Source organism: Pseudomonas sp. LARHCG127, from assembly GCF_052871455.1.
The window spans coordinates 314,109-335,470 of sequence record NZ_JBIXJT010000002.1 but is presented as its reverse complement, the minus strand read 5'-3'; the positions used below and the strand labels follow the sequence as shown (position 1 = coordinate 335,470).

Sequence of the window (21,362 nt, the reverse complement as noted above, 5' to 3'; positions counted from 1 at the left end):
GAGCAGGTTCGCTTGATTGCCAGCCTGCAAATCGACCACCACGGATGATGTCCATGCTGCACTGCACGATGCACCTACCCAAGATTTTGATTGCGCTCGCCACGACTCTGCTGCTTGCCGGTTGCACCACGTTGTCGCCCTTTTCGACGATGACCAAGCTCAACCTCACCCTGACGGCCAATGATCGACTCAACCCTGATCTCAATGGCCGGCCATCGCCGGTGGTGGTGCGGTTGTTCGAACTCAAGCATCCGGTGGCTTTTGAAAATGCCGATTTCTTCAGCCTCTATGAGCGTCCGAGGGGAACACTGGCCCCTGATCTGGTTGCCAGCGAGGAGTTGGAGCTACGTCCGGGCGAAACCGTCGAGCTCAGGCTCGGTATCACCGGGGATGGCCGTTACGTCGGCCTGCTCGCGGCGTACCGTGACCTGCCACACGCCCGCTGGCGCTATACGCTGCCAGTGGCTGCGGCACAGTTGACCGAAGCAAGCCTGACCCTCGACCAGAAGGGGATCGCCAACACGCTTGAGCGACTGGCCAAGGTGGCTGACCGATGAATCACGACAAGGTCATCTGGCAGGAAGGCATGCTGTTGCGCCCCCAACATTTGCAACACAACGATCGCTACTTCGACCATCAGTTGAAGGTTCGCACCCGGTTGCTGGCCAGCTACGCCTGGGGCTTCCTGGCGCTTGAGATCGATCTGCAATTCCTCAACATGGGGCAACTGGTGGTCAGCCAGGCCAGCGGGGTCCTGCCGGATGGCAGCCTTTTCGAACTGGGTGGCAACGCCGAGCCGCTGGCCTTGGAAGTACCGTCCAATACCCGCAATACCCCGATTTACCTTGCGCTGCCATTGGTGACCGGTAATCACATCGAGTCCCGTCGTCCAGAGCAGTCTGACGTGTTGGCGCGCTACACCGTCTACGACGCGCAGGTGAGCGACTCCAACGCCGGAGAGGCCGGAGGGAGCCAAATCAGTTGCGGTCGTCCGGACTTGCGCCTGCTGTTGGGCGAGCGGCAGAGTGATCATGCGTTCGTGAAGCTCAAGCTCTGTGAAGTGCTCGATACCACGGCCGATGGGGTGATCAGGCTCGATCCGAACTTTGTACCGACCTTCATCCAGGCTCGCGCTTCCCACTACTTGCTGTCGTGTCTCAAGGAAATCATCGGCATGCTTGCCCATCGAGGCGACACCCTGGCTGAGCGGATCCGCTCCAATGGCAAGGCCGGTGGTGCGCAAGTCGGCGATTTCATGATGTTGCAACTGATCAACCGCAACGAACTGTTGCTGCGTCATGACCTGGATCTGGAGCAGGTGCACCCCGAAACGCTGTACCGAACGCTACTGGCGCTGCTGGGTGACTTGGCAACGTTCTCCAGTGACAGCAAGCGACCAACGCTCAACAACCGCTACCAGCACAGCGACCAAGGCGCATGTTTTCGAAGCCTGATGCAAGCGATTCGCCAGGTCCTGTCGATGGTGCTCGAGCAACACGCTATCGAACTGCCGCTGCAGCCGCGCCAATACGGAATCATCGTCTCGCCGGTGCAGGACCTGTCGCTGCTGGACACCGCTTCATTCGTGCTGGCGGCAAGTGCCCACTGTGACAGCGAAGAGCTGCGCCATCGATTGCCGGCGCACCTCAAGGTCGGTTCGGTGGAGCACATCCGCCAATTGGTCAACCTGCATCTGCCCGGCATCAAGATAAGGCCTCTGCCCGTGGCCCCGCGGCAGATCGCGTTCCATGCCAACAAAACCTATTTCATTCTCGAGCCCAACGCCGAAGACCTGGCGCAACTGAAGCGCTCCGCAGGTTTTGCATTCCATGTCAGCGGTGATTTCGCCGAGCTTGAATTGAATTTCTGGGCCATCAGGAACTGAACCAAATGGATAAGGAACATCTTCAGGATGAAACAACGGTCCTGCTCGACCAACATGGACAACGCACTGCTTCAGTGCCTTTGACGGACGCTGCCCCGCCGCCACGTTTCGAACAGTTGCAAGAGCGAATGATCTACGCCGCGCACCTGCCGCAGCCCCAGACGTTCACGGTCAGCCTCAATCCGCTGGTTGCGGCGGCGTCCGGATTGCTGTCGCACATGGTTCAGCTCAAGCACGGTCGTGAACGCGAGGACCTGCACGCCCTTAAAGGGGAACTGAAGCGGAGCCTGGAACAGTTCGAAACCTGTGCCTTGCAGGGCGGTGTTGAAAGCAGTCAGTTGATCGCCGCGCGTTACGTGTTGTGCACTGCGATTGATGAGGCGATTGTCACCACGCCGTGGGGTCACGGGGGCGGTTGGTCACAGATAAGTTTGCTCAGCACCTTCCACAACGAAACCTTTGGTGGCGAGAAAGTCTTTCAATTGCTTGAGCGCTTATCGAAGAACCCCCTCAAGCACTTGCCCATGCTGGAGTTGTTGTACTTGTGCCTATCCCTGGGCTTCGAAGGCAAATACCGGATTCAGACCCGCGGGATGCTTGAACTCGAAAGCCTGCGTGACGCCCTGTATCGGTTGATTCGCCAGACCCGCGGCGACACCCCACGTGAACTGTCACCTCACTGGGAGGGCTTCGGCGGCGCGCGACGCCGTCCGATGCGCATTGTCCCGATTTGGATGGTCGCGGCTTTCACGCTGGCCTGCCTGGGGGTGATGTACGCGAGTTTCGCCTGGGTATTGGATGAGCAACGCAAAAGCGTATTGCAACCTTATCAACTGTCAGAACCGGTCGCCGCTCAGCCGCTGCCGTAAACAGGGACGTGTCATGAAATCGCTTTTCAGGAAAATCAGTGCCTGGGTACGCCAGACCTGGGTTTGGACGCTGCTGCTGATGCTTAGTGTCGCGCTGTTGGTGTGGTTCGCCGGGCCACTTCTGGCCGTCAATGACTACAAGTTCTGGGCGAGCCCGACGGCGCGACTGCTGACTGTCGCCGTGCTTGCGCTGGGCTGGGGCCTTGGCATGGTTGTCGTCAACGGGCGCGCCGGTTCAAGGGCGAATTCCCAACAAAACGCCCCCGATCAGGCTCGAACCCTGCATCAGGCCAGGATTGTTGATGAGCGGCGCGAAGTGCGCTCGCGCTTCAAGCAGGCCTTAATCACGTTAAGGTCCTCGAACCTTTATTCCGGCCGCAGCGATCTGCCCTGGTATCTGCTGATAGGCCCGCCTGGCAGCGGTAAAACCCATCTGCTGGAGTGCTCGGGTCTGGATTTCTCGTTCAATAGGCTAACGCGAAGCGCTGTCAGCAACGGATCCGATACTCGGCATTGCGATTGGTATTTTGCCGAGCACGCCGTGCTGGTCGATACCGCCGGGCGCTACCTGACCCAACCGGACCGCGAGCTCGACGGCAGCGGCTGGACTGTATTGCTCGAACTGTTGCGCAAGCGTCGCCGCAGTCGTCCGTTGGGCGGTGTGCTGGTGACCGTGCCGTCCGAGGTCCTGTTGCTGGGCAGCGAGGATGAAGTCACTACACTGGCCCGCCAGATTCGTGGTCGCCTGCAGGAACTGCAACGGCGACTGCGCATCGATGTCCCGATTTACCTGATCCTGAGCAAAGCAGACAGCGTACCCGGTTTTAACGAGTTCTTTGATTCACTGACTCGCGAGGAAAACGACCAGGTACTGGGCGCGAGTTTCAGCCGGAACTCGCGCGGCAGTGACATCACCGTGTTACGTGCTGAGTTCGAGGCACTGCTGCATCGGCTCAACAGCCAAATGATCATGCGCATGCATCAGGAGCGCGACACGTTGCGCCGTAGTCGCATGCTTGATTTCCCCCACCAACTTGGACAACTCGGCACCAGCCTGAGCCTACTGGCCGAGCAGGCATTCAGCGGCAATGTCGGGACGTTGCGTGGTTTCTATCTGACCTGCGCATCGTCGCCGGACCGTTCGACGGCCCCGACCTCCGAGCCCGTAAATTCAAGCTTGGGGCCCAGCCATAGCGCGCCTGGACGGCGCTCGCGATTCATTCATCACCTGCTCAGTCGGGTGATTTTTCCGGAAGCCGATCTGAGCGACCTCGTTCAGCGTGAACGCCGTCGTATTCATTGGGGGCAGCGGGCGTTGTACCTGGGAGCGCTGACGGTCGTTGGCCTGTGCGGGCTGTTGTGGGCGAACGCTTTTTCAATCAATCACGATCGCTTGGACAACTTGCGTACGCTGGCGCAGCGCTGGGATCGGCAACAATCGACCCCGGCGAGCACCGATGATTGGACCGCGACGCTCGAATCATTGGATATCCGCTTCGAGGCCACTCGGGTTTTCCCACCCTACAATGCGGTGCCGTTGCATGAGCGTGTCGGCCTGTATCAGGGTGAAGCGACCAAGGCTGCGGTGACCGACGCATACGAGCGCGAATTGCAGGCGCAGCTATTGCCAAGAATCGCGAAGAGGCTGGAGGAACATGTCCGCAAACACCGTGATGATCGCGGGCAACTGCTCGACAGCCTGCGCGCGTACTTGATGCTGGGCTTGAAAGAGCGTCGCGATGTCGCCTGGCTCAAGGATCGGGTGGCCAAAGACGGATCGCTTCGTTACCCCGGCAACACGGCGCTGCAAGAGCGTTTGAATGCTCACTTTGCGCGCCTGTTGGAGCTGCCCTTCATTCAGGTGCTCAACGAGCCACTGGTGACCCAGGCCCGGGAGGCCCTTCGCCGTGAGTCCTTGGCTGCCGTCATGTACAGGATGCTGCATGAACAGGCCAGTCATCTGCCGCCATATCGACTCAACCCATACCTGGGGTCACAAGGGGCGCTGCTGGTCGGCACTGACCGTGAGATTCCCGGTATCTATACCCGACAAGGTTATGAACGCTACTTTTCGGTTCGAGGTGCGACCCTCGTCACCGAACTGCTGCGGGACAACTGGGTGCTGGGAGAGAGTGAGAGTCTTAGTGCTATGGACATGCGGCGCCTGATGGTCGAGCTGGAGCAACTGTATTTTCGTGATTATGCCGACCACTGGAGCGAGGCGGTCGGCCAGGTCGCCCTCCAGACCATCAGCAATGCGGGCGAGGGCGCCGAGCAACTTGCGGGCCTGACCTCGGCTCATTCGCCGATTTTGCGGCTGCTGGTACAGGTGCGCGAAAACACCCGCTTCCAGACTGTTGCCGAAGTATTCGACGACCTGCCGCCAGCAGCAGGGAAGCAAGGAGCAGCCGATAAGAAACTTGCCGCCGTGGCGGGGAAAGCCGCTGCGTCCCTGACCGAGCATCTGCCGGACACTGCGCAAAAATCCTTGCGAAGGCGTTTCGAACCGCTGCATCGCCTATTGGATGAAGAGGGTGGGCCCACGGCTGATCTGGTCCAGGCCTTGCGTGCCCTCGATGAGGTGCAATTGCAATTGGCGAACCTGGCCCGGGCCAGTGCGCCGGAACAAGCAGCGTTCGAACTGGCCAGGCACCGCATGGATGGCCAGCGCGATGCGTTGAGCAAGCTGCGCAATGCCTCTGCTCGCCTGCCGCGACCGGTCAATGGGTGGTTCAACGTACTGGCCGAGGACAGTTGGCGTTTGGTGCTCAACGACGCTTATCGTTACCTGAACCAGCGGTATCAGAGCGAGCTGTACAGCTTTTATGGCAAGGCGATCAACAAGCGGTACCCGTTCAGCGCCCACAGTGCCAGCGACGTTGCGCTCAACGACTTCCGGGTATTTTTCAAGGACCAGGGCATCGTCGATCGATTCTTCAACCATTACATGCAGCCCTTCATCAGCGGCGCCGAAGGAAACTATCGCCTGCGCAGCATCGACGGCCAGAGCTTGCCGATGTCCCGTGTCTACCTGGATCAGATGGCGACCGCGCAGGCCATCCGGCGGAGCTTTTTCGCCGATAACCCGAACGAACCGCAAGTGCAGTTCACGCTTGAACCGTACACGTTGGATCCGGCGGTGAGCCGTGCTGAATTCCGCTTTGGCGACCAGACGCTTGAGTACCGCCACGGTCCGATCCTGCCGGTGGCGTTTACCTGGCCAAGTGACGCGCAGGATGGTCGAACCGCCCTGGTGCTGGACAAAATGGTCGGACGCGGCGTCGGCATGGAAAAAAATACCGGGCCGTGGTCACTGTTTCGTTTGTTCGACCTGATGCAGAGCGAATACCTGACCGGGCGTGATGTACGCGTGTTGAAGGCGGACTTGGGTGGCCTGCGTGCCAATTATTTGCTGACGAGCCAGCGCACACCGAACCCGTTCGACATGAGCGTGCTGCGCACATTCCGTCTGCCGGCGCAGCTTTGATGCCACAATCAGGCCCCTGGCGCAGCGCCGCGCGTACGCATCCCGGCAAGACCCGGGCACGTAATGAGGATGCCTTTCTTGACCGCCCACAATGGGGAATATGGGCTGTCGCTGACGGTATGGGCGGCCACTCGGGCGGTGACATCGCCAGCCAGTTGATCGTGGCCAACCTGACGGAACTGCCAGTCTGCCAGGACCTGGATCAACGTTCCAAAGCGGTGCGTCAATGCCTGCGCTGGACCAATCGGCGGCTGAGCCAGGAACTTACCGTCACCGACGATCATCCTGGCATTACTGGCAGCACGGTGGTGGTGCTGTTGCTGGAAGGGAACCGCGGCGTGTGCATTTGGGCGGGCGATAGCCGTTGTTACCTGTGGCGCGGTCGACGGTTGTACCAATTGACCAAGGATCACTCATTGCAACAGCAACTGATGGACACGCAACACATCAGCCGCGATGAGGCCGGTGCTCACCCTGCGGCCCAGGCGTTGACTCGCGCAGTGGGCGCCGCGCCAGAACTGAAGTTGGAGGTGTTGGAACTGGATGTTCACCCGGGCGATACGTTCCTGCTATGTAGCGACGGCCTGTATCAGGGCTTTGGCGCACGGGCCCTTGGCAACGCCTTGAGCCTGGCTTCGCCATGTAAGGTCCTTGAGCAGCTTTTCGATGTCGTCTTGCGTGGCCCGGCGCGGGATAACCTGACCGCTGTAGTGATCCGAGCGTGAATGAAGAGGGTGGCCATCCTACGTATTTCGCCTTTGCCAACCCGGTGCCCGCTGTGGCATCCGGTCAGCGTTGCCTCAGCGAATTACCGGACCTACTCGCAGGACGCTATCGCCTCGAACGCTTGCTGGGGGCGGGCGGCATGGGCGTTGTTTACCGCGCGCGAGATTTATTGCATGAACAATATGCCGACCCTGATCCGTACCTTGCGTTGAAAATGCTCAGTGGAGCATTCGACGAATCAGCCGACGCGAGCGCGCTGCTCTACAGCGAGTTCGCCCTGATGCGGCGATTGCACCACCCGAATATCTTGCGTCCCTACACCTTCGAAGTGGATGCCGCCCAACGACGGGCTTTCATCACCATGGAGTTGATGCGCGGGCTGACCCTGGACCAATTGCTGTGCGAACGTCCCCTGGGGCTGCCTTGGCCCGAACTGAAGGCGATCGCCGTGCCGCTGCTCGATGCCCTGGCGTATGCCCATGGACGTGGCGTACTGCACGGCGATATGAAGCCCAGCAACATCATGTTGAGCGAAGAAGGCCTGCGCCTGTTCGATTTTGGCTTGGGCCTGGCCGAGGAAGGGCCTTCGCAGCACCTGCCGAACCTGAACCGTGAACGCCTCAACGCCTGGACCCCTGGGTACGCGGCGCCTGAACTGCTTGAAGGTGCGCCCCTATCTGCGAGTGCCGATGTCTATGGTGTGGCTTGCGTGTTGTATGAACTGGCGAGCGGCAAACACCCGTTCCGACGCCTGCCCGCCACCCAGGCTCGCGATACCCGGTTGGATCGCGGGCTCAAGGCTCCGCAAAACCTGCCCAGGCGTTGCTGGCCGGCACTGCGAACGGCGTTGGCGTTTGAGCCGGGGCAGCGGCGTGTTAGTGCGGTTCGATTGCGTGATGCCTTAAGGGATGTGTCTTTCTGGTGGTAAAGGGGATGCATGGCATCTGGTCACCTACCCGGCCCACCTGGTCCTTATTGATTGCGCTGGGCTGCTGCGAACATTTTTCGCTGGGCATGGCGCAACGATGACCTAACCAACGCCAAAATTGAGCGACGACGTTTGAGCACGGACACTCTCCTATCGAAGATTTCTGAAGTAAAAGGCCAGCCCACTTGGGTTGATAGCAATCTTCCCGACCTGCGTACCCTGGCGCGTGAGCTGCGTACACACGCCCTTGAGGAAGTGATTGCGGCGACTAACCATGAAGACGCCATCGAGGTGACGGCTCAGTACCTGGGATTTATTGACCCAGCGATCTTGTCCCTAACCGTCGAGACGCCCATGGGCGACGTGACCATTTTGCGCAGCAGCATTTACCACATCGTCGAAAAGCGAATGGATGCCCGTGAGCGCTACGTGAGGCTTGCTCTAGATACGCTCACAGGGCCGTTGGAAGTGTGGAAAGTTGCCTTTACTGACGGCACTGATCGTCTGGCGTTCATCGGCGCGTATGAGTCAAGCGGCAAATGTTAGTAAGCGTTGTGTTCTTCGAGGGGCAGATGCTGTGGAACTTCATGCACACTGACGCGAAATCGCTCAACAAGCACCGCCATGGCGAGCTGCTGTACAAGCGCTACACGCTTTTGTGGCGGGCAAAGAAAAGGGCTACTGGTGACAGTAGCCTTCGAACTTTGAGCTTGATATTCATATACACACCCTCAAGCAGGGGTGTGGAGGTCTCACCCTACGCTGATGTCCCAACCATCGACGGGGTTCCTACGCCAGTTATAGCCGCTGGGAGGCAACTGGTTTCGCGCCCAAGGATAGACTGTTCGCCTTTGAGCGTACCGTCAATCAAATGTGATGAATGGCCGAGGGATGAGCCGTCATAGCGCAAATGCTTAATGTTCGGCCTGTGGCGCAAGATTTCTTTCAGGGCGCCAAGAAAATCTTCATTTGAGCCAGTTTTGCGGATTTTTTCTTAACTCGAAACGTTCAGGCTGAGTTTCACAGAACGGATAACTACCAATCCCCTGTGGGAGCGAGCTTGCTCGCGAAGGCGGCAGCACGTTCATGCGCTGTCTCAAGGTGTACGCGATCCGTGGCGAGGGAGCTTGCTCCCGCTCGGCGGCGCAGCCGTCGTAAACCGGCTGATGCGGTTTTTCCGGAGAAATGCGTCAGCCTGTTTTGGGGCGGCTTCGCCACCAGCGGGAGCAAGCTCCCTCGCCACGGGGGTGGTGGTGCTGCGGCTATCGTGGGTCGACGTTATCCAGCACACGGTTGGCCAGCATTGAACTCAGTTCGATCAGTTGCTGGATGCCGAGGGCAATGTGGCGGCGGGGGCCTTCGAGGTCGAAGGCCAGGTTGCTGATCATCGCATCGGCGGATGCCAGGTTTTCGCTGAGGTTGGCGAGCAGGCATTCGTTGTCGGCGTTTTTTGACACGGTGAAGAGCTGGCCCGGTTTGGATACATCTTCGGACTTTTCCGGTTTCGGATGCAGGTAATAATCCAAGACGCGCTTTTCTGCTTCGTCTTGTTTCTTAGTCTTGGATTGAGTGGACGCAGAGGTGCGATCTGCTTCGGGGGGATTCGGTGTAATTTTGAACATGGTGCAGCTCCTTTCGTAAGAGGAACCATCACCGTCTGCCGCCAAGCAGATGGGGTGACGGGTTACGCAAGATTGGCGGACCGGAACGAAAGGAACCCGGCATCCCCGAAGGGATCCTTGCGCAACCCGCCATAACATGGGGATGCCAATGCCAGAGAGCATGGCAATCATATCGAGGGGCTGTTGCGCCTTTCGTGTACCGGGCCGCCAAGCCCGACCACTGATGGGCAGTGGCAGGGAAACGATAGAACCCATGGACAAGGCGCACAAGCGGGCGAATTCTGGCGTAGTTGTAGGCAATGGCGCAAGGATTCGTAGTTTGGTGGAAGCGTTGGGGAGGGCGAATAAACAAGCCTTCGTAATGCCCTGAATGCGGGGCGAGGAAGCTCGCTCCCGCTCCGCGGCGCATCTTTCGTAGAGCGGTTGATGCAGGTCCGGAGGGTTGGTCGGGCCGGTGTTCGAACACCCTCACTCCGCCTGTTAACTGGCCTGACAGCTTTACAAGGTAGGCCTGCCTTCGAACATGTCCGCTTAGCTCAAATCATGCAGGTCTCGCTCCAAGGGACGTGTCAAACACCACTCGGAAAACTTCACCTTCAGGCCTTGCCGCTGCGGTGTGCAGCAAATCGGGCCGACCAGATAACTTTCCGCCTCAGGAAAGGGGGCGAGCCTAAGCAACGGCCAGTTCAGGCCATCCGTTGAATATTGCAAGCGCAGCACGCCATTGGCGACGGTCATGCGAAGCCAAAAGTCGCCGGGGTTGCCAGAAAAATAGCTAGGCGCCCAGTCCGAACGGCCCTGGGTGAGGACGCTACTGATCATTGGGTTCCCATCGTTGAACTCTATCCCTGCCTTGACCCAGGTCTCCTCGTTGAGCCTGACCATGATGCCCGCTTGATCGTAAAGCTCGCGAAAGTCGGCATTGACTCTGACTTGAGCGGTAAAGCCTCCGGCGGTTGGGAACCCCAGGAAATGTCCGCTATCGCGTATGAAGCCGTAGTGGGTTTCACGCCAAAAGTCGGTCTTGAGATCAGTGATCACCTCCAATGAACCGTCTGGATAGACGAGAGAATGGCTTGGTTTATTCAACCACTTGGCAGCGCGCCATATAGAGTCTTCAAAATGCTGGTTGGCCACTGCCATCTGCTTTTTATCGACCAAGCTACCCTCCACAATTTATCGCTGAACATGGGTGATAAGAATCTGGCTTGCGCAGAACCAAGCTGGGTCGGCGGCGCAGCCGTCGTAAACTGGCTGGCGCGGTTTGCCTGGAAGAATGCGCCAGCCCTGTTGTAGGGTGGCTTCGCCACCCAGCGGGAGCAAGCTCCCTCGCCACGGGATTTGCGTTTCGCCTCAAATCTTGTGCTCAGCCAGCGTTCCGGTCTGCCTCTTTCTAGCTGGAATTCAGACGGATAATTTGATGGTTTATGTTATTGCGGTTTATGAAGCCAGGAAGAAAAGTCCGATATGTAGATTTCATTTAGCGTTAGCGTCGGCGGTATATTTTCGATGCTGTCAGCTATTTCGTCATAAGGCGCTGGTAAGGCATAACAGAGGCCGAAGTCCTCGTTAAGGATTATGACGCCATTAAATATGCGCTGGCGTTTGGTCAGTTTTTTTATCTGGTCAAAAGGCATTCCTGCAGAAAGCATGTTCTGGTAAAGCCCTTTGTATTGCTCGTTGCAACCGATTGAAAAAATTGTTCCGTCAGGAAGGGTCGAGAGGGTGAGCGTACTATCGATGATGTACGCTGTTCTTGTCTCACCGTCAGGTAACGTGTAGTTCTTTATCTCGACTTTATGATGCTCGTAGAGCTCATTCATGTAGGTTGAGATATTGTCTTGCAATAAGATGTTCGCAATTGAATGCTTAGATTTTATTTCAGCTGCAAGATCTATCATTAAATTCAACCGTTAATCAACGTACCGTTTACGTTCATGCGTCGTGCTAGGGCTGGCCCGTGCAATCCTTGTTTTAGGCGAATGGGTTGACGGGTTCAGAAGTCGTAAACCCAAAGCTCATCGAATATAAAGTCGAGAGCGAAGTGGTCGGTTAACGACTCAAAATCATCGTGCTCCTCTGGTAATGAAAGTCCGATGCCGCCGATCTTATCCACTTGTACGAAGCCGGACCACGCTATTTGCTCTTTAGAATGCGTGAGGACTTCTGCTACCGTCATGCCTGCCCATAACTTATTTTGATAGCTGCCGGTGAATTTTGAGTTGCAGGAAATCGCGGTAATTATCCCGTCCGGGCCGTAATATGCTCTGATAAAGCCGTCGTCTAGGGTGAGCGAGTTTTGTTCTTTGTGAATTTTATAGTGACCTGAAAGGCCCGCTTCAATTTTTTCTATGCTATCTCCGATGCATACTCCGCCGATTGATTTTTTGGGAACTATTAGATTAGTGATGTCCATGGGATTCCTCTATTTGGGAGCGTTCATTAAGACGCCATCTATAAAAACGGGGCTGCTTACAATTCTGTCGTAGTTTTCAAAACCTGTAGGAGCTATTCGCCCCTGAACCTCACCATTTCTGTACACCTTCCAATAGTTCGACGTATGGTCGCCGCCACCAGGGTGGAAGTCTAAAACGTCTTTTTGTCCTGACTTTGTAGACCGGGTGAACTGAGTATGTTGGGTTTTGTTGGTGTTCAGGTTTGTAATGCTTTTGGTATAGCCTTTTTTCAATAGCATGGCTTCCACCTGTTGAGGCGTTTTTCCCGAAAGCTTACTGACCCATTTCTTTGAAATGTTATGCCTTTTGTTGAAGGCTTTAGTGCACGTTAATCCGAGTGGGTCTATCCACCCGATGGGGTTTTTCGCATAGGCATAAAAATTAATCCCCCCCGCCAACCCAATCGGATCCGGCGTCGTAAACCGCCCCACATCCGGATCATAAAACCTGAACGTATTGAAATGCAGTCCGGTTTCCCGGTCCAGGTACTGCCCCTGGAACCGCAAATTCTGCTCTTCGATGTAATACGGCTCGCGCACCTCTTCCAGCGTGTTACCCCACACCCGATACGTGGCCTGCCAAACGTTGTGTCCGTCGGCTTCGGTGAGTTGTTCCGGCAGGCCGTTGAGGTCGTTGTGGTAGTAGCGGATCTTTTGCAGCGGGCCGCTGCCGTCGACGCGGGCCAGGGGTTCGTAGCCGTCGTCTTCGTAGAGGTACAGGCTGGTTTGCTGGTGACGATTTTCCTGCAACAGGCGCAGACCGTCCCAGGTGAAGCGGGTTTCGCCCAGCGGGTAACCGTTGTTGTCATGCTCGTTCTTGATGATGCGCCGGCCCAGCGGGTCGTAGGCCATGTTGACCACGCTGCCGTTGTCGTTGCGCACCTCGATCAAGCGGCTTTCGGCGTCGTAGGCAAAATGTTGCACGCCGCGTTTGGCGCTGCGTTTTTCGATCATCCGGCCGAAGGCGTCGTAGCGGTAGCGCTTGTCCTGGTAGGTCAGCAGTTTGTTGTGCACCACCAATCCGGCGCCGGGGGCCGGGCCGTCCAGCAGGTTGGCGGCGGCGTCGTAGGTGAAGGTTTCGCGCTGGCCGTGCAGGCTGTCCTGGCTGGCGATGATGCGGCCGGTGGCGTCGTAGTGCAGGAGCTGGCGCTGTTGCGCGGCGGGTTGCTGGTCGAGTTTGCCGATGAGGTTATCGGCGGGGTCGTACTCGAAGTGTTTTTGCACCGCCGCCGGCAACAGCGAGGGTTGGCTACTGTGGCGGCGTTGTCGCGTGCGCAGGCGGCCGCTGCGGTCGTATTCGCTGCGGGTGCTGATCTGCCCTTGGGTGCGCAGCACTTCGCGGTGCAGGCGGTCGCGTTCGAAGTCGCTGATGACCTGGCCGTCGAGGTTGATCTGGTGCAGGTGGCCGCTGCCGTAGTACAGGCGGTTGACCCAGCGGCCATCGGGCAGTTGGCTCTGGATCAGGTTGCCGAGTTCGTCGTAGTGGTGTTGCAGGCTGCCGGCGGCGCTGTTTTCGGCGAGCAACTGGCCGAGGGCGTCGTAGGCGAAACTCAGGGTCTGGGCGTTGCCTTGCAGGTCGGTGAAGGTGACGGCGGTGAGTTGGTCCAGCGGGTCGTAACTGTATTCAGTGCGGCCATCGTCGGTGACTTTGGCGATCAACCGGCCCACGGCGTCGCGTTCCAGGCGATGGACGATGGGCGTCGGCGGTGCTTCGGGAATAATCGCCAGGCCTGTGCCGTATGGCGCGGGTATCGCCGTTACTGCCGCGACGTTGTCGAGGCGGTCGTAGTCGTAGCGCTTGGCGCTGCCATCCAGATCTTGTTGTTCGATCAACCGATCGCCGATATCCCAGGCAAACCGGTAGCTCTCGCCATTCTCGTTGGTCAGCGCTTGCAGCCGGCCGAAGCTGTCGTAGGCAAACTGCACCTGCCGGCCCTGGGCGTCGGTGCGTTGGCGGACCTGGCCGCGGCGGTTGTGTTGGTAAAGCGTGGTGTGCCCGGCCGGGTCGGTGTAGCCGGTGAGTTGGCCGGTGGTGTCGCGCTGGTAATGCTCGGTGCGGCCGTCCGGCAATTGGCTGCCGAGCAGCCGGCCTTGGGCGTCGTAGCTGAATTGGGTGCGCTCGCCGAGGGCGTCGGTAATGGTGTGCAGGTAACCGCGCGCGTCATAACTGAAGCGCGTCGGGTAACCCGAGCAATCGACGTGTTCCACCAATTGGCCGAACGGGTTCCAGCGCAGCTTTTTGCTTTTGCCGGTGGCGTCGATGATTTCCACGACCTGGCCGTGGGCGTCGTAGCGGTAGCGGGTGATGTGGCCCAGCGGGTCGGTTTCCGCTGTGCAGTTGCCGCGCTGATCGTAGCGGTATTTCCAGCTGTGGCCGGCGGCGTTGGTGTCCGCCAGCGGCAGGGCCCAATGTTCGAGCCATAGGGTAGATTCGCTGCGGCCCAACGGGTCGGTTTCGCTGATCAGATTGCCGGCGTCGTCGTAGTTGAATTGATACTCGCCGCCCTGCGGATCGGTAGCACCGAGCATCTGGCGCTCATCGTTCCACTCGAACAACCACGTCTGGCCTAGGTTGTCGCTGAACCGGGTGATCTGATGCTGGCTGTTCCACTGCCGAATGCTCACGCGTTGCAGGCTGTCGCTGATGCGGGTGATGCCAGCGGCAAGGTCATAGTCGAACTGGTAGGCGTCGCCTTCGTCGGTCCAGTGCCGGACCACGCGCCATTCCTGGTCGTCGATCAGGGCCCATTCGTAGAAGCAGTGCAGGCCGGTGGGCAACTGGTGCTCGACCATCCGTTGCCCGGTGTCGTAGCGGAAGCGCCGTTGGACCTGGCCGGTGGCGTCGCGCACTTCGGCGAGGGTGTTCGCCGCGTCGTAGGCGTAGCTGACCAGCACTTCGCGGGATTGGTCGGGGTAGAGGCGCTCGATGTGGGTGACGCGTTCGCCTTCACGAATCAGCTCGACTTGCACCAGGTCGAAGGTGTCGCGCAGCCGCACCAGGCGTCCGGCCTCGTCGTAGTCGAGGTGGATGCGGTTGTCGTTGCGGTCACCCAGTTGGCTCAGGCGCAGGTGCGAAGGGTTGGCGGGCGAAGGTTCGAACAAACGGTACAGGCCGTCTTCGCTTTCGATCAGCAAATGCCCGCTCACATGGCGGCGCACGGCCAGGCCTTCGCCGGCGCTGAACACCGCGCCGCCCAAGGGGATGGAACCCATGTCGATGGGCCGGCCTTGTTCGTCGGTGTAGACCAGGGTTTCGCCGCCGTCGGGGTGGGGCAGGATTTCTACTTGGACTTCGTAGGCCACACTCCAGCCGGCGCCGAACAAGGTATCGCGGCGTTCGTCGCGGCTGTTGTACACGCGTTGCCAGTCGATGGGCAGGATGCCGGGCAAGACGAAATCCAGCTCCTCGTCACCGCCCAGCACTTTGGCCCCGGTGGCGGCATGCACCGGGTTCGACGAACCCATGGCCGCATTGGCCGCTGCGTTCGCCGCGCTGCTGGCGGCCATGGACACCGCGCCGCCCACCAGCATGCACGGCAGTTTGCTGAAGAACTTGCCCTTGCCACCCTTGAGCATCAGCAGCGCCGTGACTGCCAGGCCGACGCCCGGGGTCTTGCCGCTGCGAATCTCGCGCACCACCACCGAACCGCCGCCGATGGTCACGTCGGGCGAGATCAGCCCGGCCGACACCACCGTCGCATCGCAGGTGCTGCGGTCGCCACTGCGCACGGCGGGCTGGCCGTTGATGGTGACCTTTTCCGAGCCTTCGGCCATGAACTGCGGTGGCATCGGTGGGTGCTTGGTGCAGATCACCAGGTCTTCGGGCCGGGTCTCCGTACCGGGGGCCGGCGAGGCGACCGTGGGGCGCCACATCTGCGAAAAGAATTCCCCGGCCATGTCCAGGTAACTGGCTTCGGCTTCTTCTTCCGGCTCGGGCATGTCCAGTTCGGTGCCGGCCGGCGCGACGTGGGACACAACAGCGCCAGCGGCGCGGGCCGAGGGGATGTTGTTGGTAAAGGTGTCTTTGGAGCCGGTGAGGATGTTGGCCTGCACCGTGGGCGGAAAGAGGGCGTTGCCGATGCCCTCGCATATATTGCTCAGGCCTTTGTCAGCCCCGGTCTTGCTCATGGCCAGGCCGACGATGGTGCCCACCACCAGGCCCAGGACGAAGCAGCCCAGGCCGCCGGTGACCACGGTGATGCCCGTGGCCGCGACCACGGCGGCGGTCGCCAGGGCGGTGATCGCGATGTTCGCCGCCACTTCCAGGACGCCGCCGAGGATGTCGGCCATCATCGAGGTGTGGTTGAGTGCATCGCCCAGGCGGGCGGCCCAGAGCGCGTCAGACATGCAAGTCGCTCAGGTGGACAGGGTGGCTGTGGAGTGTGTGTTCAAGCAATTTGATGCCTTCCATTGCGCCGGTGTCCTTGTGGGTGACGGCATGCTCATTGATGCCATTTCTGGCGCTTGATCCGCTTTGGTTTGCCCCTGTGGGAGCGAGCTTGCTCGCGATGGGGCCCGTTCAGTCAACCTCATCAGTGCCTGACCCACCGCAATCGCGAGCAAGCTCGCTCCCACATTTTGATCGATGATGCCTTCCACTTCCTGATCACCACCCACCCCGGTGGGAGCGAGCTTGCTCGCGATGGGGCCCGTTCAGTCAACCTCGTCAGTGCCTGACCCACCGCAATCGCGAGCAAGCTCGCTCCCACAGTGGATTGATGGAGGCCATCAGAACACCAGCGAACCCTTGATCGTCGCCCAATGCGCCGCTTCGGCATCGCCCAGTTTCTCGGCTTTCACGTAACTCAGGGCCAGCATCTTGCGGGTGCCGGGCAGTACCAGTGCGAGCTGATACTGGAAAACCTTTTCATTGCCCTTGTTGAACTGGCTGCGCAATTCGATGGCTTCGACCTCCTGGTTTGCGCCCACGCGCACGGTGGCGCCCGGCTGGCAGCGCAGTTGCTGGACCTGTTTTTCCAGGCGCTTGAGTTGGTCGTCGAGGTTGCTTTGCAGGGTTTCGCCTTCGGCCAGCAAGCTGCGGCTGACGATCAGGGAGGTGCCCAGTTCAGGAAACTTGAGGATATTGATCGTCGCGTCCAGCAACTCGCTTGGCGGCAGTTGGAGCTGGAATTCGTTGAGGCGGTAAGTCATGGCGCTTGAATCTCGAAGTTAGCCCTTGGGGAACGCGGCGCTGATGTTGGCATCGATGCTGCCCTTGACGCCCTGGCCGTCCGGCGTGGCGCCCGGGCCGCCACCGTTGTTCAGGTGCAGCACGCCGCCGGTGTTGAACTCGGCATCGCCGCTGGCGTAGAAGCTGATCTGCACGCCGGTCAGGTTGATCTGGCCGCTGGCGTTGAGCTCCAGGATGCTTTCCCCGCACACCAGGCGCAGGTTCTCGCCCACTTCGATGACGTAGCTCTGGCTGATGCTGTCGGTCTTGCGCTGGCCCACCGAGAGGATGTCCTCCTGCTTGACGATGCGCAGGCGGTTGTTGCCGATGGTCACCGTTTCGTTGTGGCCGATGCTTTTGTTGCGGTCATGGCCCACCGAATGGCTCTCGTCCACCTCGACCACGATGTCCTGGTTGCGCTCGGCATGGATGTACAACTGCTCGGCGCCTTTCTTGTCTTCCATGCGGATTTCGTTGAAATTCGCCGGCGTGCCGCCCTTGCTCGAACGGCTTTTCATGCCGCTCTGGGTCGCGTTATCTGGCAGGTCGTAGGGCACGGTCTGTTCGGCGTTATAGACGCGGCCGGTGATGATCGGGCGGTCTGGATCACCCTCGAGAAAGCTCACGATGACTTCCTGGCCGATGCGCGGAATTTGCATCGAGCCCCAGTTTTTCCCGGCCCAGGATTGCGACACCCGAATCCAGCACGAGCTGTTCTCGTTGGACTGGTCGTGACGGTCCCAATAGAAATGCACCTTCACCCGGCCGAACTGATCGGTCCAGATTTCCTCGCCCTTGGGGCCGACTACCAACGCGGTTTGCGGGCCTTTGACGATGGGGCGGTGAGTAATCGCCAGCGGACGATAACTCTGCTGGGCGTCGATGCAGGTCAGGCTGCTTTCGAACTGCGCGGTTGGCGCGCCGCCACCGGTCTCGCCGCTTTCCTGGGAGAGGTAATAACGAGCGCCGACGACCAGGTACTCGCGGTTCTGGTCCTGGCGGCTGAAACCCGTGAGGCTGAACAGATGCCCCGAGCCCAGGCCCCGGGCATTGCCCGCCAGTTCGACTTGCTCGTGCAGGGTCTGCAAGGCCTCGATGCGGGTGCGGGCGTAGTGTTCGCCGTCCTCGCTTTGCACATAGGTGCCGGGATAGTCGTAGAGCGGATAGTCGCCGGCGGTGTGCGGACGGGGCATGGCCGAGCGCACGTCGATGCGCGCGCTGGGGCGTTGGAAGTCGTAGTCGTTGAGTTCCAGCGAACCCGGTTGGACTTCCTGGGCCAAGTGCCAATCATGAATATGATCGCGCTCGCGCTGTTGCTCATTCTTGGGGTAGTAGGGCACCGAACCGTAGCCGGGTGCCGTGGTGTGGGCGCCATAGGCATCGGCCAGCACCAACACGTGACGGCCCTGCTCGTGACGGAAGAAATAGTAGATCCCTTCCTGCTCCATCAGCCGGCTGACGAAATCAAAACTGGTCTCGCGGTACTGCACGCAGTATTCCCACTCCCGATAGGGGTGGCTCAAGGCGTCTTCGAAATCGGAAAAACCCAGGTCGCGGAACACCTGCTTGATGATCTGCGGGATGGTCAGGTTCTGGAAAATCCGGCAATCGGAGGTGCGGGTCAGCAGCCAAAGCCACGGGCGCAAGGTGGCCTGGTAGCTGGCGAACTGGCCCTGGTCGACGTTCTGGCTGCAACGGGCGACGATGCCATGGAAGTAGCGCTCGCCACCGCCATCGAGTTGCAGGCTCACGCACATGGGCTTGCCGAGCAGTTGATTGAGGTCGATGGCGTTGTCCAGCGAATGCAACTGCAACTCGTAGTTGAACAGCCGCCCCAGCTCTTCGCCGCCGCCCATGTCCTTGAGCAGCAGAACCTCGGGTCCGAGGGGGCTGGTGACCTTGGCCAGGCGTGTGGCTTGGTTGAATAGCATCGGTAGTCCTTATCGCGGCCGCAGTCCATTTGACGCTGCGCAAGATTGCCGGCTTTTGATGTTCAAGATCAAGAGAGCGCGCCTTTCGACAGCGTGTGCACAGGCATGTAAACGCCAGAGTAGTGACGCTGATCGCATAATGTAGTTTGTTACGCGGGGCAGAGGAACCCGGTTCTTGATTGTTCCCAGGCATTACTTGAATATCTGCTCCTTCGCGCGTCACCTCACGTCCATGGAAAGCGATTACTGTGACCTCTTACCGCATTCAAGAAGCCGATCTCGAAATTCCCGATGCCTGGCAGGACCAGAGCATCAATATTTTCAAGCTGCCGGCCGTCGGTCCCGCTAAAGAAGCCAGTTTTGTAATCAGCCGCGATGCCACCCAGGGCGACTCGCCCTTTGCCGAGTACGTGGACCGCCAGCTCAAAAGCGCCGAGCAGCAACTGCCGGGCTTCAAGCTGGTGCAGCGCTGGGACACGGTGCTGCAGGGGCTCACCACCACGTTGCTGGATTACACCTGGCAACGCGAGGGGCGTGAACTGATGCTGCGCCAGGTGTTCATCGAGCGTAAGCCGGCGGTGCTGATCACCACCTTGACCACTACACCGAACGATTTCCCTTATCACGAGCCGGCCTGGAAGCTGGCGATGCATTCGTTCAAGCCACAGCCTCCGATTGCCTGAGCATCGACACGTCCCACTGAGTACTCATACACATCATGGATGCACAGGCTGCAGCACGTCTGGGTGATGAAATAGCCCACGGGTTCGGGTTGGCCGCGATGGTCGCCGGAGCCGTGGCCGGCGCCTTGATTGGCGCCGCGGTCGTTGCCGCGACGGTGGCCACGGGCGGTGTGGCGCTGGCGATCATGGCCGGCTCGATTGCCGCTGGCGGCTTGTCGATGTTCCAGATCGTCAAAGGCCTTTCCACCATCTTCAACCTGCCCGAACCCACCACGGGGGCGTTGATCATGGGCAGCTTCAACGTCTACATCAACGACCGCAATGCCATGCGGGCGGGCGAAGACGTTTCGTCGTCCTGCACCGGGCTGCCGATGAACCACCCGATCTGGCCCTTCCCGGTGTTGATCGCCGAAGGCAGCGCCACGGTGTTCATCAACGGCAAACCGGCGGCGCGCCTGCACAGCAAAATGGTCTGTGGCGCTCACATCAAGACGGGCAGCCCGAATACCTTCATCGGCGGGCCGACGGTGTCGGTGGCGTTTGTCCTGGACCTTGAAGGGTGGATGCATTCCGGGTTGGAAGTGTTGGGGCTATTGGCGGCAGGTGCTGCGTTGGTCATGGCCGCCATGGCGGGTATCGCCGTGCTCGTCGAATTCGTGGTGGTGGGCGGGTTGATCGTGGGGGGCATGGAGCTTCTCGGCGATTTAGGTGACCGCCTGGGGCCTGGCTATCGGGACCTGCTGCAAGGTGTCGCCGGCATGGCCATGCTGGGGCTGAGCCCGAAAATGGCCAAGGCCGCCAAGCCTGCCGAACTGCCGCCGCCCAAGTACAAGCCTGGCGTCACCGAGGCCGATATCCTGGCCATGCCGAAAGGCTCGCGACCCGACGCCGACAAGTACTTGTCACCCCAGTATGTGAAAGAACACTTGGCCCAGTTCGAAAACGGCGCCTCACGCTTCACCACAAAGGCCAACCTGGACAAGTACGGCATCGCCCAGCGCGATGGCACGACATTCCTCATGCCCAAGGCTGAAGCCGATCAATTGGTTGCCAATGCCAAGGGTGACAAGCGGGCGTTGGAGAAGGCGCTGGGGCTGCCAGAAAATACCTTGGAAAGTAGTACGCTGGTTCGGGTCGATATTCCCGCGCCTAAAGACATGAACCTGCGGATTCCGTCAGGTAACGAGGCCGGCGCCAACGAATTCTGGATTCCTGGCGGCAAGCTGCCGACCGGTGCCAGCGAGGCGGTCATCGATGCCGGGGGCATTTCGCCCAAAGACTTCAGTTGGACGCCATTATGATGGTAGAGGTAGGCAAGTTATGAAATTTCAAGATGTTCTGGTCAGTCGCGAGCACATGTTTTCCGTGGGTATCGAACAAGATTCGGGTCGGTTCTACGTGTCCATACCGGTCAGCAATGGCATGGCCGACTACGAGGAATACTACGAAATCAATCAGGCGACCTTCGAGCTGTTCAAGCGTGACCCGGACGCCGCGCTGCCGTTTGTGGCCCGCTGCAAAAAGCGTGAACTGGATGAGCTGTTGATTGTCGCGCCGGGAACGAATCGCGGCACGGCCATCTGATCGTCGAAAGGGCCTGTGAGGC

At 59.5% G+C, this 21,362-nt stretch carries 17 protein-coding genes; 10 read left to right on the top strand and 7 right to left on the bottom strand.

Annotated elements, in window-relative coordinates:
* Positions 1 to 53: 53 nt before the first annotated feature.
* From tssJ to ACIPQ1_RS04915, 7 genes are all read left to right on the top strand, one after another.
* Entirely contained in the window at positions 54 to 557 is a 504-nt protein-coding gene (tssJ, locus tag ACIPQ1_RS04945; protein WP_250962926.1) for a type VI secretion system lipoprotein TssJ, read from the top strand.
* On the top strand, positions 554 to 1,885 hold the full coding sequence (gene tssK / locus ACIPQ1_RS04940; protein WP_250962927.1) for a type VI secretion system baseplate subunit TssK: 1,332 nt from the start codon (positions 554 to 556) through the stop codon (positions 1,883 to 1,885). Before tssJ ends, tssK begins: the two co-directional genes overlap by 4 nt.
* A gap of 5 nt (positions 1,886 to 1,890) precedes the next feature.
* Positions 1,891 to 2,754, top strand: a complete 864-nt coding sequence (icmH, locus tag ACIPQ1_RS04935; RefSeq protein ID WP_250962928.1) for a type IVB secretion system protein IcmH/DotU — start codon at positions 1,891 to 1,893, stop codon at positions 2,752 to 2,754.
* A 13-nt stretch (positions 2,755 to 2,767) separates the two neighbouring features.
* A complete protein-coding gene (tssM, locus tag ACIPQ1_RS04930; RefSeq protein ID WP_446533679.1) occupies positions 2,768 to 6,241 on the top strand; it encodes a type VI secretion system membrane subunit TssM in 3,474 nt (1,157 codons plus the stop codon).
* Positions 6,241 to 6,966, top strand: coding sequence for a PP2C family protein-serine/threonine phosphatase (locus ACIPQ1_RS04925; RefSeq protein WP_250962930.1), 726 nt, complete (start codon positions 6,241 to 6,243; stop codon positions 6,964 to 6,966). Before tssM ends, ACIPQ1_RS04925 begins: the two co-directional genes overlap by 1 nt.
* On the top strand, positions 6,963 to 7,895 hold the full coding sequence (locus tag ACIPQ1_RS04920) for a serine/threonine-protein kinase (RefSeq protein WP_250962931.1): 933 nt from the start codon (positions 6,963 to 6,965) through the stop codon (positions 7,893 to 7,895). Before ACIPQ1_RS04925 ends, ACIPQ1_RS04920 begins: the two co-directional genes overlap by 4 nt.
* Positions 7,896 to 8,027: 132 nt before the next feature.
* The gene (locus ACIPQ1_RS04915) at positions 8,028 to 8,441 is read left to right on the top strand and encodes a PBECR2 nuclease fold domain-containing protein (RefSeq protein ID WP_446533678.1); all 414 of its coding nucleotides are present in this window, start codon (positions 8,028 to 8,030) and stop codon (positions 8,439 to 8,441) included.
* 716 nt (positions 8,442 to 9,157) lie between these two features.
* Here ACIPQ1_RS04915 and ACIPQ1_RS04910 read toward each other — a convergent pair.
* The 7 genes from ACIPQ1_RS04910 to ACIPQ1_RS04880 all read right to left on the bottom strand — a co-directional run bounded on the left by ACIPQ1_RS04910 (position 9,158) and on the right by ACIPQ1_RS04880 (position 19,073).
* On the bottom strand, positions 9,158 to 9,517 hold the full coding sequence (locus ACIPQ1_RS04910) for a DUF6124 family protein (protein WP_446533677.1): 360 nt from the start codon (positions 9,515 to 9,517) through the stop codon (positions 9,158 to 9,160).
* A gap of 531 nt (positions 9,518 to 10,048) precedes the next feature.
* Positions 10,049 to 10,660: a DUF1349 domain-containing protein gene (locus ACIPQ1_RS04905; RefSeq protein WP_446533738.1), complete on the bottom strand. Its 612-nt coding sequence runs from the start codon at positions 10,658 to 10,660 to the stop codon at positions 10,049 to 10,051.
* A gap of 287 nt (positions 10,661 to 10,947) precedes the next feature.
* A complete protein-coding gene (locus tag ACIPQ1_RS04900; RefSeq protein ID WP_446533676.1) occupies positions 10,948 to 11,418 on the bottom strand; it encodes a hypothetical protein in 471 nt (156 codons plus the stop codon).
* Between the two features lie 95 nt (positions 11,419 to 11,513).
* Positions 11,514 to 11,933 (bottom strand): hypothetical protein, encoded by a 420-nt coding sequence (locus ACIPQ1_RS04895; protein ID WP_446533675.1) that lies wholly within the window; start codon positions 11,931 to 11,933, stop codon positions 11,514 to 11,516.
* A 9-nt stretch (positions 11,934 to 11,942) separates the two neighbouring features.
* Positions 11,943 to 16,319 carry an RHS repeat-associated core domain-containing protein gene (locus ACIPQ1_RS04890; protein ID WP_446533674.1) on the bottom strand — a complete coding sequence of 1,459 codons (4,377 nt, stop codon included), beginning with the start codon at positions 16,317 to 16,319 and terminating at the stop codon, positions 11,943 to 11,945.
* A gap of 381 nt (positions 16,320 to 16,700) precedes the next feature.
* The gene (locus tag ACIPQ1_RS04885; RefSeq protein ID WP_411385974.1) at positions 16,701 to 17,123 is read right to left on the bottom strand and encodes a DcrB-related protein; all 423 of its coding nucleotides are present in this window, start codon (positions 17,121 to 17,123) and stop codon (positions 16,701 to 16,703) included.
* A gap of 18 nt (positions 17,124 to 17,141) precedes the next feature.
* Positions 17,142 to 19,073 (bottom strand): type VI secretion system Vgr family protein, encoded by a 1,932-nt coding sequence (locus tag ACIPQ1_RS04880; protein ID WP_446533673.1) that lies wholly within the window; start codon positions 19,071 to 19,073, stop codon positions 17,142 to 17,144.
* A gap of 248 nt (positions 19,074 to 19,321) precedes the next feature.
* On the opposite strand from ACIPQ1_RS04880, the gene ACIPQ1_RS04875 reads away from it, so the two are divergent.
* From ACIPQ1_RS04875 to ACIPQ1_RS04865, 3 genes are read left to right on the top strand one after another with little or no spacing between them, the layout of a single operon-like run.
* Positions 19,322 to 19,756 carry a DcrB-related protein gene (locus ACIPQ1_RS04875; RefSeq protein ID WP_411385972.1) on the top strand — a complete coding sequence of 145 codons (435 nt, stop codon included), beginning with the start codon at positions 19,322 to 19,324 and terminating at the stop codon, positions 19,754 to 19,756.
* A gap of 35 nt (positions 19,757 to 19,791) precedes the next feature.
* Complete coding sequence (locus tag ACIPQ1_RS04870; RefSeq protein ID WP_411385971.1) at positions 19,792 to 21,057, top strand: PAAR domain-containing protein; 1,266 nt, start codon at positions 19,792 to 19,794, stop codon at positions 21,055 to 21,057.
* Positions 21,058 to 21,076: 19 nt separating this feature from the next.
* Entirely contained in the window at positions 21,077 to 21,340 is a 264-nt protein-coding gene (locus ACIPQ1_RS04865; protein WP_186710278.1) for a hypothetical protein, read from the top strand.
* Positions 21,341 to 21,362: the final 22 nt, after the last annotated feature.

Bases quoted from the DNA above. Each gene is read 5' to 3' on its own strand.
- tssJ (WP_250962926.1), top strand. From the start codon at position 54: ATGCTGCACTGCACGATGCACCTACCCAAGATTTTGATTGCGCTCGCC.
- tssK (WP_250962927.1), top strand. From the start codon at position 554: ATGAATCACGACAAGGTCATCTGGCAGGAAGGCATGCTGTTGCGCCCC.
- icmH (WP_250962928.1), top strand. From the start codon at position 1,891: ATGGATAAGGAACATCTTCAGGATGAAACAACGGTCCTGCTCGACCAA.
- tssM (WP_446533679.1), top strand. From the start codon at position 2,768: ATGAAATCGCTTTTCAGGAAAATCAGTGCCTGGGTACGCCAGACCTGG.
- ACIPQ1_RS04925 (WP_250962930.1), top strand. From the start codon at position 6,241: ATGCCACAATCAGGCCCCTGGCGCAGCGCCGCGCGTACGCATCCCGGC.
- ACIPQ1_RS04910 (WP_446533677.1), bottom strand. From the start codon at position 9,517: ATGTTCAAAATTACACCGAATCCCCCCGAAGCAGATCGCACCTCTGCG.
- ACIPQ1_RS04905 (WP_446533738.1), bottom strand. From the start codon at position 10,660: ATGGCAGTGGCCAACCAGCATTTTGAAGACTCTATATGGCGCGCTGCC.
- ACIPQ1_RS04900 (WP_446533676.1), bottom strand. From the start codon at position 11,418: ATGATAGATCTTGCAGCTGAAATAAAATCTAAGCATTCAATTGCGAAC.
- ACIPQ1_RS04895 (WP_446533675.1), bottom strand. From the start codon at position 11,933: ATGGACATCACTAATCTAATAGTTCCCAAAAAATCAATCGGCGGAGTA.
- ACIPQ1_RS04890 (WP_446533674.1), bottom strand. From the start codon at position 16,319: ATGTCTGACGCGCTCTGGGCCGCCCGCCTGGGCGATGCACTCAACCAC.
- ACIPQ1_RS04885 (WP_411385974.1), bottom strand. From the start codon at position 17,123: ATGACTTACCGCCTCAACGAATTCCAGCTCCAACTGCCGCCAAGCGAG.
- ACIPQ1_RS04880 (WP_446533673.1), bottom strand. From the start codon at position 19,073: ATGCTATTCAACCAAGCCACACGCCTGGCCAAGGTCACCAGCCCCCTC.
- ACIPQ1_RS04870 (WP_411385971.1), top strand. From the start codon at position 19,792: ATGGATGCACAGGCTGCAGCACGTCTGGGTGATGAAATAGCCCACGGG.
- ACIPQ1_RS04865 (WP_186710278.1), top strand. From the start codon at position 21,077: ATGAAATTTCAAGATGTTCTGGTCAGTCGCGAGCACATGTTTTCCGTG.